The organism is Paraburkholderia sp. Tr-20389 (assembly GCF_017104565.1).
GTDB lineage: Bacteria > Pseudomonadota > Gammaproteobacteria > Burkholderiales > Burkholderiaceae > Paraburkholderia.
Map to the genome: position 1 here is coordinate 46,104 of NZ_JAAGPD010000020.1, position 14,923 is coordinate 61,026.

General features: G+C 64.5%; 10 protein-coding genes. All 10 read left to right on the forward strand.

The features are described 5' to 3' along the window. The first annotated feature begins 261 nt into the window (after positions 1–261). Entirely contained in the window at positions 262–3,690 is a 3,429-nt protein-coding gene (locus tag G3N95_RS20030) for a transglutaminase family protein (protein WP_205971802.1), read from the forward strand. Between the two features lie 49 nt (positions 3,691–3,739). Beyond that, the gene (locus G3N95_RS20035) at positions 3,740–6,352 is read left to right on the forward strand and encodes a circularly permuted type 2 ATP-grasp protein (protein WP_205971803.1); all 2,613 of its coding nucleotides are present in this window, start codon (positions 3,740–3,742) and stop codon (positions 6,350–6,352) included. Further along, positions 6,349–7,239: a transglutaminase family protein gene (locus G3N95_RS20040; protein WP_205971804.1), complete on the forward strand. Its 891-nt coding sequence runs from the start codon at positions 6,349–6,351 to the stop codon at positions 7,237–7,239. The genes G3N95_RS20035 and G3N95_RS20040 overlap by 4 nt, the downstream gene beginning before the upstream one ends. A gap of 73 nt (positions 7,240–7,312) precedes the next feature. Then, the gene (locus tag G3N95_RS20045) at positions 7,313–7,738 is read left to right on the forward strand and encodes a MarR family transcriptional regulator (RefSeq protein ID WP_205971805.1); all 426 of its coding nucleotides are present in this window, start codon (positions 7,313–7,315) and stop codon (positions 7,736–7,738) included. Positions 7,739–7,798: 60 nt separating this feature from the next. Next, on the forward strand, positions 7,799–8,242 hold the full coding sequence (locus G3N95_RS20050; protein ID WP_205971806.1) for a MarR family winged helix-turn-helix transcriptional regulator: 444 nt from the start codon (positions 7,799–7,801) through the stop codon (positions 8,240–8,242). Between the two features lie 85 nt (positions 8,243–8,327). Then, entirely contained in the window at positions 8,328–9,455 is a 1,128-nt protein-coding gene (locus G3N95_RS20055; RefSeq protein WP_205971808.1) for an HlyD family secretion protein, read from the forward strand. Positions 9,456–9,476: 21 nt separating this feature from the next. Further along, positions 9,477–11,057 (forward strand): DHA2 family efflux MFS transporter permease subunit, encoded by a 1,581-nt coding sequence (locus G3N95_RS20060; protein ID WP_205971810.1) that lies wholly within the window; start codon positions 9,477–9,479, stop codon positions 11,055–11,057. Positions 11,058–11,103: 46 nt separating this feature from the next. After that, entirely contained in the window at positions 11,104–12,558 is a 1,455-nt protein-coding gene (locus G3N95_RS20065) for an efflux transporter outer membrane subunit (protein ID WP_205971811.1), read from the forward strand. Positions 12,559–12,639: 81 nt separating this feature from the next. Then, positions 12,640–13,824 (forward strand): thiolase family protein, encoded by a 1,185-nt coding sequence (locus G3N95_RS20070; protein WP_205971812.1) that lies wholly within the window; start codon positions 12,640–12,642, stop codon positions 13,822–13,824. Positions 13,825–13,952: 128 nt separating this feature from the next. After that, the gene (panE, locus tag G3N95_RS20075) at positions 13,953–14,891 is read left to right on the forward strand and encodes a 2-dehydropantoate 2-reductase (protein WP_205971813.1); all 939 of its coding nucleotides are present in this window, start codon (positions 13,953–13,955) and stop codon (positions 14,889–14,891) included. The last annotated feature ends 32 nt before the right edge of the window (positions 14,892–14,923 follow it).

Here is a 14,923-nt window from a genome sequence, read left to right on the forward strand (position 1 = left end):
CGCTGGTCGTGCTCACCTATCGTGCTCATATTCGTGCGCGATCGGAGCCGCGCATGCGCTGCTGATGCGCTGTTTTGGTGCGTGCGGGCCGTCGAGCGACAACGCTGATCGAATTGAAGCAGCATGCCGTCCCGACATGACAACGCGATAGATGCACATGCCGCACCAGCAGTACTTTCAGCCTCAACGGCATAAAGCTTGCTTTTCGCGGCTGCCCCCGCGGTTAATCCGTTATCGGCCTTTTCTGTCCAGGAGTCCGGAGTGTCCATACGCGTCGCGCTGAACCATGTCACGCATTACCGGTATGACCGTCTCGTCGGATTGTCGCCGCAGGTCGTGCGGCTTCGCCCGGCGCCGCATTGCCGCACGCCGATCCTGTCGTACTCGATGCGCGTCGAGCCGGAGCAGCACTTCATCAACTGGCAGCAGGACGCGTTCGCGAACTATCAGGCGCGGCTCGTGTTTCCCGAGCGCACGCCGGAGTTCAAGATCACGGTCGATCTCGTCGCGGAGATGGCCGTCTACAACCCGTTCGACTTCTTTCTCGAACCGTCCGCCGAGCAGTTCCCGTTCGAATACGCGCCCGAACTTGCGGCGGAACTCGCGCCGTATCTCGTCAGGCGCGCGATGACGCCGCGTTTCGCGGAGTTTGTCGCGAGCATCGACCGCTCGCCGCGCCGCACGACCGATTTCCTCGTCGATCTGAACCAGCGGCTGCAACACGAAATCCGCTATCTGATCCGCATGGAGCCGGGCGTGCAGACGCCGGAGGAAACGCTCGTCAACGCGTCGGGCTCGTGCCGCGATTCGGGCTGGCTGCTGGTCGAAACGCTGCGCCAGCTCGGACTGGCGGCGCGCTTCGTGTCCGGTTACCTGCTGCAGCTGGCGCCCGACACGAAGTCGCTCGATGGCCCCAGTGGCACCGAATACGATTTCACCGATCTGCACGCGTGGTGCGAAGTGTTTCTTCCGGGCGCGGGCTGGATCGGCTTCGACCCGACTTCGGGTCTGCTCGCGGGCGAAGGTCATATTCCCGTCGCGTGTTCGCCGGAGCCGGGCAGCGCCGCGCCGATCTCGGGCGCCGTCGACGAATCCGAAGTCGAGTTCGCACACGCGATGTCGATCACGCGCGTGCTCGAATCGCCGCGTGTCACCAAGCCCTATACGGAAGCCGCGTGGGACCGCGTGCTGACGATGGGCGCGCAGGTGGACAGCCAGCTCGACGCGCTGGACGTGCGCCTGACGATGGGCGGCGAGCCGACGTTCGTCTCCGTGCGCGACCGCGACGCCGCCGAATGGAACACCGACGCGCTCGGCCCGACCAAGCGCGGTTATGCCGTCGCGCTGATGGACAAGCTGCGCGCGTACTACGGCGCGAACGGTTTTCTGCATATCGGCCAGGGCAAGTGGTATCCGGGCGAGCAATTGCCGCGCTGGGCGCTGTCGCTGTATTGGCGCGCGGACGGCGAGCCGTGCTGGCGCGATCCCACGCTGTTCGCGGACGAGCGCACGCCCGGCAGCTATACATCCGACGATGCGCGCCGCTTCCTCAGCGCGCTCGCGGGCAAGCTGTCCGTCGACAGCCAGTATGTGCAGGCGGGCTTCGAGGACACGTGGTACTACCTGTGGCGCGAGCGGCGTCTGCCCGTCAACGTCGATCCTTTCGATTCCCGCCTCGACGACGAAATGGAGCGCGTGCGCCTGCGCCGCGTGTTCGACGCGGGGCTATCGGGCGCGACAGGTTACGTGCTGCCGATTGCGCGTTCGGATAGCGGCCCCGGCTGGACGAGCAGCGCGTGGTTCTTCCGCGACGAACGCATGTATCTGATTCCCGGCGACTCGCCGATGGGCTATCGCCTGCCGCTTGATTCGCTGCCGTGGGTCTCGAAGGCCGATTATCCGTATCAGCACGCGCACGATCCGTTCGCGGAATCCGTGCCGCTGCGTACGGCGGCGCAATTGCGGATGCAATACGACGGCGCTTCATATGACACGCGCGCCGGTGACGGCGTCGGCGGCGCACGCGGAACGGGTGCAGGCATTGGCAAAGGCTTGGGCACTCAGCCGCAAGACCGCGTCCCCGAGCGCGGCGAATCGGCGGCGTCGGTGATCCGCACCGCGTTGTGCGTCGAAGCGCGCAATCCGGCGCGCGCCGCGGGCCCGAAGGTCGAAGCGGATGCGATCGGCGATGGCCGCGCGCTGCTGCACGTCTTCATGCCGCCGCTGACCGAACTCGACGATTATCTCGACCTGCTGGCCGCCGTCGAAGCCACAGCTGCCGAATTGAACATGCAAGTCGTGATCGAAGGCTATCCGCCGCCGCGCGATCCGCGCCTGAATATGCTGCAGGTGACGCCGGATCCGGGCGTGATCGAAGTGAACATTCATCCGGCGAAGAACTGGAACCAGCTCGTCGATCACACCGAGTTCCTGTACAACGCCGCACACGAGTCGTATCTGAGCACCGAGAAGTTCATGCTCGACGGCCGTCACGCGGGCACGGGCGGCGGCAATCACTTCGTGCTCGGCGGCGCGACGCCTGCCGACAGTCCGTTCCTGCGCCGTCCCGATCTGCTCGCGAGTCTGGTTGCGTACTGGCACAACCATCCGTCGCTGTCGTATCTGTTTTCGGGGCTGTTCATCGGACCGACGAGTCAGGCGCCGCGCGTCGACGAAGCGCGCAACGACCAGGTCTACGAACTCGAACTCGCGTTCGCGGAATTGCAACGTCAAGTCGATCTGCTCGGCGGCCAGAACGGTGCGCAGGTGCCGCCGTGGATGATCGACCGTGCGCTGCGTAACATCCTGATCGACGTGACGGGCAACACGCACCGCGCCGAGTTCTGTATCGACAAGCTCTATTCGCCCGATGGCCCGACAGGACGTCTAGGCCTGCTCGAACTGCGCGGCTTCGAAATGCCGCCGCACGCGCGCATGAGTCTCGTGCAGCAGCTGCTGCTGCGTGCGCTCGTCGCGGCCTTCTGGAAGGCGCCATACACGACGCGCCTCACGCGCTGGGGCACGGAGTTGCACGACCGCTTCCTGCTCGGCACGTTCGTGCAGATGGATTTCGACGACGTACTGGCCGATCTGCGCGATGCGGGCTTCGCGTTCGAGACCGAATGGTTCGCGCCGCATTTCGCGTTCCGCTTCCCGGCCATCGGCGAGATGCACGCGAACGGGCTGTCGCTCGCGATCACCGGCGCGCTCGAACCGTGGCACGTGATGGGCGAGGAGGGTTCGGCGGGCGGCACGGTGCGTTATGTGGATTCGTCGGTGGAGCGGCTCGAAGTGAAGGTGCTGGGGCTGAACGACAACCGCCATCGCGTGAGCGTCAACGGCGTCACCTTGCCGCTGCAGCCGACGGGCCGCGTCAGCGAGTTCGTCGCGGGCGTGCGCTTCCGCGCATGGGCGCAGTCGTCGTCGCTGCATCCTACGATAGGTGTGCATGCGCCGCTGACGTTCGATGTCGTCGATATGTGGACGGGCCGCTCGATCGGCGGATGCCAGTATCATGTCGCTCATCCGGGCGGACGGAACTACCAGACGTTCCCGGTGAATGCGTACGAAGCGGAAAGCCGGCGTCGCGCGCGCTTCTTCACGACGGGCCACACACCGGGCCAGTTGGCGGTGGAAGCGGCGCCGCGCAGTCAGGAGTTTCCGTTCACGCTGGATTTGCGGCACTGGTGAGCCGCTGCTGCAAACGCAAAACCCATAACGACAGATTCGCGACGACATCTTGGCCTTTCAATCGACCTTTCCGTTCGAAGCGGCAGCAGGCCATCCGGACGCGCTGGCGCTGCTGCGCACGCTGCCCATGCTGGACGTGCGCGAAGGCCACTGGGACGAACTGCGCGATGCATCGGGCCTGCTGCGCGAGCCGTGGCGGCGCTTTTTCGAACTGCTCGGCGAGGACGGCATCGCGGCTCTGGAGGCGGGGCGGGCGTCCATCGCGCAGCAGGTGCGCGACAACGACATCACGTACAACGTCTACGCGGACAAGGGCGAACCGCGTCCGTGGGCGCTCGACCTGCTGCCGTTCATCATCGATGAAGAGGAATGGGCGCAGATCGAGCGCGGCGTGAAGCAGCGCGCGAAGCTGCTGAATGCGATCGTCGCCGATGTATACGGGCCGCAGAAGCTGCTGCTGCACAGCAAGCTGCCGCCTGCGCTGGTGTTCGGGCATCCCGGTTATCTGCGCGCGGTAAACGGCTTCGTGCCGCAGGGCGGCCAGTTCCTGCAGGTAGTCGGCGTGGATCTCGCACGCGCACCGGACGGCGCATGGACGGTCGTGTCGCATCGCACCGAAGTGCCGTCGGGGCTTGGTTACGCGCTCGAAAACCGCATGATCGTATCGAACGTATTCGCCGATGCGTTTCGCGAGATGCGCGTGAGCCGGCTCGCGCCGACCTTCTCTACGCTGATCGCGACGCTCGCGGAATGGGCGCGCGCGACGATGCGCGACGGCAACACCGACAGTGCGCCGCATATCGCGCTGCTCACGCCGGGCCCGTTCGCGGAGACCTATTTCGAGCATGCATTTCTCGCGCGCTATCTGGGCGTGACGCTCGTCGAAGGCAAAGACCTGACGGTGCGCAATGACATGCTGTATCTGAAGACGCTCACGGGGCTGGAGCGCGTGCACGTCGTGCTGCGGCGTCTCGACGACGCGTTTTGCGATCCCGTCGAATTGCGCGCCGATTCGACGATCGGCGTGCCCGGCCTGTTGCAGGTGATGCGCGCGGGCAATGTGATCGTATCGAACGTGCCCGGGTCGGGCTTTCTCGAATCGCCCGCGATGCACGGCTTTTTGCCGGGTATCGCGCAAACGCTGCTGAACGAGCCGCTGCTGCTGAACGGCGTGTCGACATGGTGGTGCGGCGAAGATGCCGCGCGCGAGCATGCGTTCGCGAACATGGAAGAAGCGTTTCTGCAACCGACGTGGCCTGCGCGCACGCCCGACGGGCCGCCCGGCATCGCGCACGGCGCGCAGCGGCTCGACGGGTGGCAGAGCCGCATCGAGCGCGCGCCCGACGCGTTCACGATCCAGCAGCCGTTGCCGTATTCGTGCACGCCGCGCTATGAAGACGGCACGCTCGGCAACCGGCCGTCCGTGCTGCGCGTGATCGCCGTCGCCGATGCGAACGGCGACTGGCACGTGCTGCCAGGCGCCTTCACGCGTCTCGCGGGGGAACGGCAGTCGTCGGTATCGATGCAGTTCGGCGGCAGCAGCGTCGACACGTGGGTGCTGTCGAGCCATCCGAATTCGACGTTCACGCTGTTGCCGTCGCCGCTCGAACCCGCCGATCTCGCGCGCAAGCACCGCACGGTGTCGAGCCGCGCCGCGGAGAACCTGTTCTGGAGCGGCCGCTACGGCGAGCGCGCGGAAAACAACGTGCGGCTGTTGCGGCTGATACTCGGATCGCTGGAAAGCAACGGCGCGGACACGATGTTCGCGACGCTCGCTGAACTCGCGCTGCAATTCGGTCTCGTGCAGCCGGGCGATATCGTCGCCGGGCAATCGCTGCAGGCATTTGAACGCACGCTGGTCGCGAATCTGCACGAAAACACGGGTGCTTACAGCATCGGGCAGAATCTCGCGAGCCAGGCGCGCGCGAGCGGCGAGATACGCGGGCGGCTTTCGAACGATCACTGGCGCATCACGCTCGCGGCGCGCAACGACTTCCGCGATGCCCTGCACGACCTGACACCGGCTGCGGCCGTTTCGTCGAAGGCGTCGTCGCGCGGTAAGGCGCGCTATAACCGCGTGTCGTTGATGAACGCGCTCGAACATCTCGCCACGCAACTGGCGGCGATCAGCGGCGCGCAAGGCGACCGCATGACGCGCGACGAAGCGTGGCGCCTGATGTTCGCGGGCCGCCATATCGAGCGCGTGTGGGCGATGACGTCGATACTGCGCGTCGTCGCGATGCAGCGTCAGCTCGCAACGCCCGCTGCATTCGATCTGCTGCTGCAACTGTTCGACAGCACGCTGACGTATCGGTCGCTGTATCCGGGACGTCTCGAAGTGCCTGCGCTGATCGATCTGCTCGTCATCGAACCGACCAATCCGCGCGGGCTATACGGCGTGTACATGCGGCTACGCGCGAAGCTCGACGACATTTCGCGGGCGGCGGGCGGCACGCGGCATCGTCCGTTCAGCGACATGTTGCCTTCCGCGGCCATGCTGCCGTCGCTCGAACAGCTATGTACGACGGATGGCGAAGGCATGTATGCGGAACTGATCTCGCTGTGCGACCGCCTCGCGATGAGCGTGACGGCGGCCGCCAACGAAATCAGCGCGCGCTATTTCAGCCATGCGAAGACGCTCGCGGCGCAGGTGTCGTCATGAAGGACGCGCAGACGCTGCTGTCCGTGTCGCATCGCACGACCTATCACTATTCGACACTCGTCGAAACCGCGCAGCATCTCGCGACCATTCGACCGCTGGCGTGTGCGTGGCAGCGCGTGGTCGCGCATACCGAGCGCATCGAGCCGTCGCCTTCGTATCTGCACAGCCGCATCGATGCATTCGGCAACGACGTGCTGTATTTCGCGCTCGACGCGCCGCACGAGCGTCTGCAAATGGTCAGCGAAACGACGGTGCAACTCACGCCGCGCTGGACCGATCTCGATCCCGATGCGACGCCCGCATGGGAAGAGGTCGCGGATTCGCTGCGGTTTCGCGCGGGCGGCGCGTGTCATCCGCAGGTCGAGTTCTGTTTTGCGTCGCCGAATATCGCGCTCAAGCCTGCATTGCGCGATTACGCGCTGCGCAGCTTTCGGCCGGGCATGCCGATCGTCGCGGGCGCGATTGATCTGATGCACCGCATTCACGCGGATTTCGACTACAAGCCGTCCGCGACGATGTTCGATACGCCCGCCGAACGCGCGTTCGATATGAAGAGCGGCGTCTGCCAGGACTTCGCGCAGGTGATGATCGGCTGTCTGCGCGCACTCGGCTTGCCTGCGCGCTACGTCAGTGGCTACCTGCGCAACGATCCGCCGCCGGGCCAGCCGCGTCTGATCGGCGCGGACGCGTCGCATGCGTGGGTATCGGTGCATTGCCCGCAAAGCGGCTGGATCGACCTGGATCCTACTAACGACGTCCTCGCCGACATGGATCACGTGACGCTGGCAATCGGCCGCGACTACAGCGACGTCTCGCTGCTGCGCGGCATGATTCTTGGCGGCGGCGCGCATCGCGTCGACGTTGCCGTCAGTGTGTTGGCGCTATGAGCAACAATGAATTTCACGTGGCGTGCCGCAGTGCGATTTGACAGCGTGCATACGCACATATAGACTTCCTTCCATGAGCAAGCCCATTTCCCACGACGATTGCAACTGCTTCGCGCTGCGCCAGGCGGCGCGGTACGTGACGCAGATCTACGAGCGCCATCTGGGCGAGGTCGGCCTGACGGCAGCCCAGTTCACCATCGTCGCCAAGCTCGCGCGCAAGCCGGGTCTGACCATGGTAGAACTGGCGGACTCGATGGTGATGGAGCGCACCACGCTCGTGCGTGCGCTCAAGCCGTTGCAGCGGGATGGTCTTGTCATCAGCGAATCGTCTGAGCACGACGGGCGTACTTATCAGTTCAGCCTGTCGAAGGCGGGCAAGCAAACGTTCGAGCAGGCTGCGCTTGCGTGGCGCGCCGCACAGGAAGAATTCGAAAGCAAGTTCGGACGCAGTCGCGCAAAAGCATTGCGCGCCGAACTGTTCAATCTGACGTCGTCGTAAATCACGAGTGTTGTGTGCGCTGCAAATCAAGCGCGCTAAACCCGATTCAATGGTGTGCATATGCACGTAGAGACCGGAACGAAAGAGATACAGGTGTCGCCCGAAGACGATTGCTTTGCGATCCGACAGGCGGCGCGCTATGTGACTCAGGTTTACGACCGTCACCTTGGCCAAGTGGGCCTCAAGACCACGCAGTTTTCGATCATGTGCCGGCTGCTTCGCCGCAAGTGGATGACGATGAAGGAACTCGCGGACTCGATGGTGATGGAACGCACCACGCTGGTCCGCGCGATCCAGCCATTGCAGCGCGACGGCCTGGTTTTCACCGAAGCATCGCGCAGCAATCGCCGTGTGTTGACCGTGATGCTGACGACAGCGGGCGAAGAGCGCTTGAAAACGGCACGCGAGCATTGGTACGCGGCGCAGAGTGAATTCGAGGAGCGTTTCGGATCGCAGCGTGCAGCCCGGCTGCGCGACGAACTGTTCGACATGACCAGGCGGTAACGAGAGATTTCGAGGCACCAAGGCGGGCGCATTCGAGCGCTTTTTTTCAACGTTTCCAAGTGCATACGCACACGCAATCACAGCCATGTCTACTACTCCTTCCATCGCTCCGCCGGCCGTCGCCGGCGCCGCGAAACAGACGCGCAGAACTCCGTGGATGCTTCTGGCGGTGATCTCGGTGGTCGTCGTGATCGCAGCCGCCACGTCGTACTGGTTTTTCGTAGGGCGCTTTGTCGAGACTACCGACGACGCCTACGTCGGCGGCGATGTCACCGTGCTGGCGCCGAAAGTGAATGGCTTCGTCAGCGATGTGCTGGTGCAGGACAACCAGTACGTGAAAGCGGGCCAGGTGCTGATCCGTCTCGATGCACGCGATTACGATGCGCGTCTCGCGCAGGCGAACGCGGAAGTTGCGAGCGCGGAAGCGGCCGTGACCGAACTCGAAGCGAAGAAGTCGCTGCAACTCGCGACGATCAACGAGCAGGGCGCCGAAGTGCGCGCGTCGAATGCGGAGCTTACGCGCAGCGCGTCGGATTCGGTGCGTTATCGCCAGCTGGTGAAGGACGATGCCGTGTCGAACCAGGTCGTCGAGCGCGCCGACGCCGATCTCGCGAAAGCGCATGCCTCGGTGGATCGCAGCAGCGCCGCATTGACGGCCGCGCAGCGTCAACTCGCCGTGCTTGATGCACAGATCAACGATTCGCACGCCCGCGTCGCAACGGCTGTGGCGGCCCAGCGTGTCGCCGCGCTGAACGTCGAGTACACGACGATCCGCGCGCCGATCGATGGTTATGTCGGCAATCGCACGGCGCGTGTCGGCGTGCTCGCGAACGTCGGCGTGTCGCTGCTGACGGTCGTGCCCGCGAGCGGTCTGTGGATCGACGCGAACTTCAAGGAAGATCAGCTGAAGAAGATGAAAGTCGGCGACACCGTCGACATCGATCTGGACGCATCGAGCCGCCGCATCGAAGGCGTGGTCGAGAGCCTCGCGCCGGCGACGGGCGCGACCTTCAGCTTGCTGCCCGCCGAGAACGCCACCGGCAACTTCACGAAGATCGTCCAGCGTGTGCCCGTCCGCGTACGTCTTGCCGTGCCGCAGGACATGCAGGGCGTGCTGCGTCCGGGTTTGTCGGCGACCGTGAAAGTCCATCTGCGCGGCGAGCATGACGCACCTTCCGAGGCGGCCCGCGACACGGCCCGCTCGGCTTCGTAATCGAAGGACGCCGCGAACATCATGAGCAAGACGACTTCCGCTCCCATGAATCCGGCCGATCTGCCGACCGGCACCAAAGTCTTCGCGTTCTCGTTGCTGTGCCTCGGCTTCTTCATGGCGACGCTCGATATCCAGATCGTGGCGTCGTCACTGAAGGATATCGGCGGCGGCCTGTCGGCGAGTCAGGACGAACTCTCCTGGGTGCAGACCGCGTATCTGATTGCCGAGATCATGGTGATCCCGATGTCGGGCTGGCTCACGCGCGTATTCTCGACGCGCTGGGTGTTCGCAGCCTCCGCGCTCGGCTTCACGGTGACCAGCATGCTGTGCGGGCTCGCGTGGGACATCAACTCGATGATCCTGTTTCGCGGCCTGCAAGGCGCCGCCGGCGCTGCGATGATCCCCACCGTGTTCACGACGGCGTTCATGCTGTTCCCCGGCAAGCAGCGCATTCTCGCGGCTACGACGATCGGCGCGCTCGCGTCGCTCGCGCCGACCATCGGCCCCGTGATCGGCGGCTGGATCACCGATCAATGGTCGTGGCACTGGTTGTTCTATCTGAATCTCGTGCCGGGCGTGCTGGTGACGGTGCTGGTGCCGCGCTACGTCAACGTCGACCATGCCGATATTTCGCTGCTCAAGACGGGCGACTATCTCGGCATTCTGCTGATGTCGGGCTTTCTCGGCTGCCTCGAATATGTGCTCGAAGAAGGCCCGCGCAAGAACTGGTTCGGCGACGAAGTCATCCTGTTCTGTGCATGGATTTGCGGCATCTGCGGCTTCCTGTTTCTCGTGCATGCATTCACCGCGAAAGAGCCGATCGTCGATCTGCGCGCGCTCGCGATCCGTAACTTCGGCATCGGCAGTCTGTTGTCGTTCATCACGGGCATTGGCCTGTTCTGCACGGTGTTTCTGACGCCCGTGTTCCTGTCGCGTGTGCGTGGTTTCGATTCGCTGCAGATCGGTATCGCGCTGCTGTCGGTGGGCTGTGCGCAACTCGTCGCGCTGACTGCGTATTCGTTCCTCGCACGCCGGGTCGATATGCGTCTGCTGATGGTGTTCGGCCTGATCTGCTTCGGCGTCGGCTGCTATCTGTATGTGCCGCTGACCAACCAATGGGGCTGGCACGAACTGCTGATTCCGCAGGTGCTGCGCGGCGTCGGCCAGCAGTTCTGCGTGCCGCCCATCGTGACGATGGCGCTCGGTTCGCTGCCGCCTTCGCGGCTCAAGTCCGCGAGCGGCCTGTTCAATCTGATGCGTAACCTGGGCGGCGCAATCGGTATCGCCGTGTGCAGCACGATGCTCAACGACCGCCTGAACCTCCATTACGAACGCCTCGACGAACACGTGACGGCCGGCCGCCCCGTGATCGAAGCGATGCTGCACAACCAGGCCGCACATTTCGCAGCGGTCGGCGGGGATGTGCTCAACGGTGCGTCGGCGGGCCTTGCATCGCTGCATGCGCTGGTGATGCGCGAAGCGCTCGTGCTGACCTTCTCCGATACGTTCCTCGCGGTCTCGCTGTGTTTCGCGGTGGGACTCTTCAGCGTGCTGTTTTCGCGGCCTTTCGGCAATACCGCGCCGCCGCCCGACGCGCACTGACATGCGTGCGAACAGATCAACCATTCCGATGACTGGAAGCCTTGACATGAAATCGATCGTAGCCAGAGCGCTCGCCGTTGCCGCCGCCATGACGCTCGCGGCCTGTGCCGTGCAGCCCGAGACGCACGCGGATCTGCCTCAGACGGTGAAGACCGTCGCCCCTGACGCGTGGAGCGTCGACGCGCCGAAAGACACGGTGGACGCCGACCAGTGGTGGTCGCAATTCGGCGACCCGACGATGCACAAGCTCGTCGATCTCGTGCTCAACGACAATCTCGACGTCAAAGCAGCAGTCGAACGCGTGAAGCAGGCACAGGACGTCACAAAGCAGCAGCGCGCCGCGCTGTCGCCGCAACTCGATGCGGGCGCGACGGCCGCGTATGAAAGGCAGAACACGCCGCCGCCGCTCGGCTATGTGAAGCAGGCTGGCGCCGGCTTGACGGCTTCGTGGCAACCCGACGTATTCGGCGGCGAACGTCTTGCGGTGCTCGCAGCGCAGGCACAGGCGACGGGCCGTCAATCGGCGCTGAACGAATTGCGGCTCGCACTGGCCGCGAATACGGCAGCGGCATATATCGACTTGCGCTGGGCGCAGACGCAACTGCAGATCGTCAACGACAACGAGGAGATTCGTGCACGCGCGCTAAAGCTCACGCAACAGCGCCTGAAATACGGGCTCTCCACGCAGCTCGACGTCGCGCGTGCGCAGAACCAGTTGCAGGACCTGCAAGCGCAGATTCCGAAGATCAACTCGAACATCCAGCACGACATGAGTCTGATTGCGGTGTACTCGGGACGCACGCCGGAAAGCGTCGACAGCCTGTTGCTGAGCGACGCGCATCCGATTCCCGTGCCGTCGCAAAGCGTGCCGCTCACACTGCCTTCCGAAGCACTGCTGCGCCGCCCTGATGTGCGCACTGCTTACGCCACGGTCGAGCAGCGCGCGGCCGAAGTGGGCGTCGCGCGAGCGGACCGTTATCCGAAGTTCAATCTGAGCCTGAGCGACGGCATTCTCGCGTCATCGTACCTCGGCATGCCGACGCTGACGGACAACCTCTTCAGCGCGGCGTTGAATGCCACGGCGCCGATCTTCAATGCGGGCCGCATCACCGCGCATATCGAAGAAAACGAAAGCCGCATGCGCGAATCGCAGTTGAACCTGCAGCAGACGATGCTCAACGCGCTGAAGGATATCGAGGACACGCGCAGCGATCTCGTCAACGGCGACGCGCAGGTCGCGAAGCTCGCAGGCGCGCTCGATGCATCGGGGCATGCACTACGTCTTTCGACCGAACTGTACAAGGGCGGCGCGTCGAGCTTCCTCGATGTGCTCGATGCGCAGGAAGCGTATCTGCGCGATTCGGAGTCGTTGAATCAGGCGAAGCGCGAGCATGCGCAAGCGGCCGTCGCGCTGTATCGCTCGCTCGGCGGCGGCTGGGATGCCCCTGCTGCGAGCGATGTCGCGAAGACGAAGCCGTCGACGGATGTCGCCGCGAACTGAGAGCGCCGAAGACCACTGAAGCTGAATCAAGCGCCTTGCTGATGCGAGGCGTCTACGTGATCCTTAACCAGAGGAATAGCGATGAAAGCACGCGATATTGTGATTGCCCACCCCGTCCGTACGCCGATCGGCGCATTCGGCGGTTCATTGAAAGATGTGCCTGCCGTGCAACTCGGCGCGACGGCGGTGCGCGAAACGCTGCGGCGCAGCGGGCTCGATGCGACGACGTTGTCGTCGGTGGTGATGGGCAACGTCGTGCAGGCGGGCAACAAGATGAATCCCGCGCGGCAGGCGTCGATTGGCGGCGGTGTTCCTGTGTCGGTGCCTGCGTTGACCGTGAACCGCGTATGCGGATCGGGGGCGCAGGCGATCGTGTCGGCCGCACAGGAGATCGCGCTAGGGCTCGGCGATGTGGCCGTTGCGGGCGGCATGGAGAACATGGACCGCGCGCCATATCTGCTCGAAAGCGGCCGCTGGGGCAACCGCATGGGCAACGCGCAGGTGCATGACAGCATGTTGCGCGACGGCCTCGTCGATGCGTTTTCGAACGAGCACTCGGGCTGGCACACGGAAGACCTCGTGAGCAAGGCCGAGCTGACGCGCGCCGCTCAGGACGAATGGGCCGCTCGTTCGCAGCAGCGCTTCGTTGCCGCGCAGGAGCGAGGCGCATTCGATGCGGAACTGGTCGCCGTCGAAATCGCTGCCCGCAAGGGCACTGTGCAGTTCGCGCGCGACGAGCAGCCGCGTCCCGACACGACCATCGAAACGCTCGCGAAGCTGCGGCCCGCATTCCGTTCCGACGGCACGATCACGGCGGGCAATGCGCCCGGCCTGAACAGCGGTGCCGCGGCGATGATCGTCGCGGGGCGCGACTACGCTGAGGCGCAGGGCATCGAAGCGTCGGCGCGTCTCGCGGCATTCGGGATTGCCGCCGTCGAGCCGGGCATGTTCGGCATCGGGCCTGTGCCTGCCGTGCAGATTGCGCTCGAACGCGCGGGCTGGAAACTCAGCGATGTCGAACGTGTCGAGATCAACGAGGCCTTCGCCGCTGTGCCGCTCGCCGTTGCGCAGAAGCTCGGGCTCGCGCACGACATCATCAATGTGGAAGGCGGCGCGATCGCGCATGGTCATCCTATCGGCGCGACGGGCGCGATTCTCACGACGCGTCTGATCCATTCGATGCGCCGCGATGGTCTGAAGCGCGGCATCGTGACGTTGTGCATCGGCGGCGGGCAGGGCATTGCGCTCGCACTCGAAATCCTCTAACGCGTCTTTCACCTCACTGACGCAGCCCGCAGCGGGATCTGCAAGCCCACTGCGGGCAGCGTCGATTTACGACATACTGCGGCGCACGGGTGCAGCGTGCGCCATGCAAACAGACCAAAGGAGCAGCAATGCGAATTCTCGTAGTGGGCGCAGGTGCGACGGGCGGATACTTCGGCGGGCGTCTGGCTCAAGCGGGGCGCGACGTGACGTTTCTCGTGCGCGAGAAGCGCGCTGAAGAACTGCAACGCTCGGGGCTCGTCATCAGGAGTCCGCGCGGCGACCTGACTTTGCGTGACGTGAAGACGGTGCTCGCGTCGCGGATCACGCAGCCCTACGATCTCGTGTTGCTGAGCTGCAAGGCGTACAACCTCGACGACGCCATCGAATCGTTCGCACCCGCTGTCGGTGAAACGACGATGATCCTTCCCATGCTGAACGGCATGCGCCATATCGACGTGCTCAGGCAGCGCTTCGGCGAGTCGAAGGTGCTGGGCGGGCAGTGCGTGATTGCCGCGACGCTCAATCGCGAGCGCGAAATCGTGCATCTGAACGACATGCATTCGATCGGCTTCGGCGAATTGAATGGCGGCATCAGCCAGCGCGTGCGCAACGTGGCCTCGGCATTCGACGGCGCGGGTTTCGATTCGGCGGCGTCGGAGGACATCCTCCAGCAGATGTGGGAGAAGTGGGTGTTCCTCGCGACGCTCGCAGCCAGCACGTCGCTGCATCGGGCCGCTATCGGCGACATTCTGAAGACGCCGGACGGACGCCGCGTGATCGAGGGCATTCTCGGCGAGTGCAAGGCAGTCGCCGCGTTGAACGGCTATCCGATCGGCGACGCATCCGACGCGCGTGCACAGACCATTCTGTTTGCGGAAGGCTCGCCGCTGACGGCTTCGATGCTGCGCGATATCGAAGGGCAATCGCGGATCGAGGCGGATCATATCGTCGGCGATCTGATTGCGCGCGGCGGCGACGCGCAGAAGGACGGGGCGCTGACGTTGCTGCGCATCGCGTACAGCCATCTGAAAGCCTACGAGGCGCGGCAGGCGCGGCAGTCTGCCTGATCGCACGGACGCGTCGGGATGCGAAAAAGCTG

What these genes read in the sequence shown, in the direction of transcription:
- G3N95_RS20045 (WP_205971805.1), top strand. Translation starts at nt 7,313, where the DNA reads ATGAGCAAGCCCATTTCCCACGACGATTGCAACTGCTTCGCGCTGCGC.
- panE (WP_205971813.1), top strand. Translation starts at nt 13,953, where the DNA reads ATGCGAATTCTCGTAGTGGGCGCAGGTGCGACGGGCGGATACTTCGGC.
- G3N95_RS20065 (WP_205971811.1), top strand. Translation starts at nt 11,104, where the DNA reads ATGAAATCGATCGTAGCCAGAGCGCTCGCCGTTGCCGCCGCCATGACG.
- G3N95_RS20055 (WP_205971808.1), top strand. Translation starts at nt 8,328, where the DNA reads ATGTCTACTACTCCTTCCATCGCTCCGCCGGCCGTCGCCGGCGCCGCG.
- G3N95_RS20070 (WP_205971812.1), top strand. Translation starts at nt 12,640, where the DNA reads ATGAAAGCACGCGATATTGTGATTGCCCACCCCGTCCGTACGCCGATC.
- G3N95_RS20060 (WP_205971810.1), top strand. Translation starts at nt 9,477, where the DNA reads ATGAGCAAGACGACTTCCGCTCCCATGAATCCGGCCGATCTGCCGACC.
- G3N95_RS20050 (WP_205971806.1), top strand. Translation starts at nt 7,799, where the DNA reads ATGCACGTAGAGACCGGAACGAAAGAGATACAGGTGTCGCCCGAAGAC.
- G3N95_RS20040 (WP_205971804.1), top strand. Translation starts at nt 6,349, where the DNA reads ATGAAGGACGCGCAGACGCTGCTGTCCGTGTCGCATCGCACGACCTAT.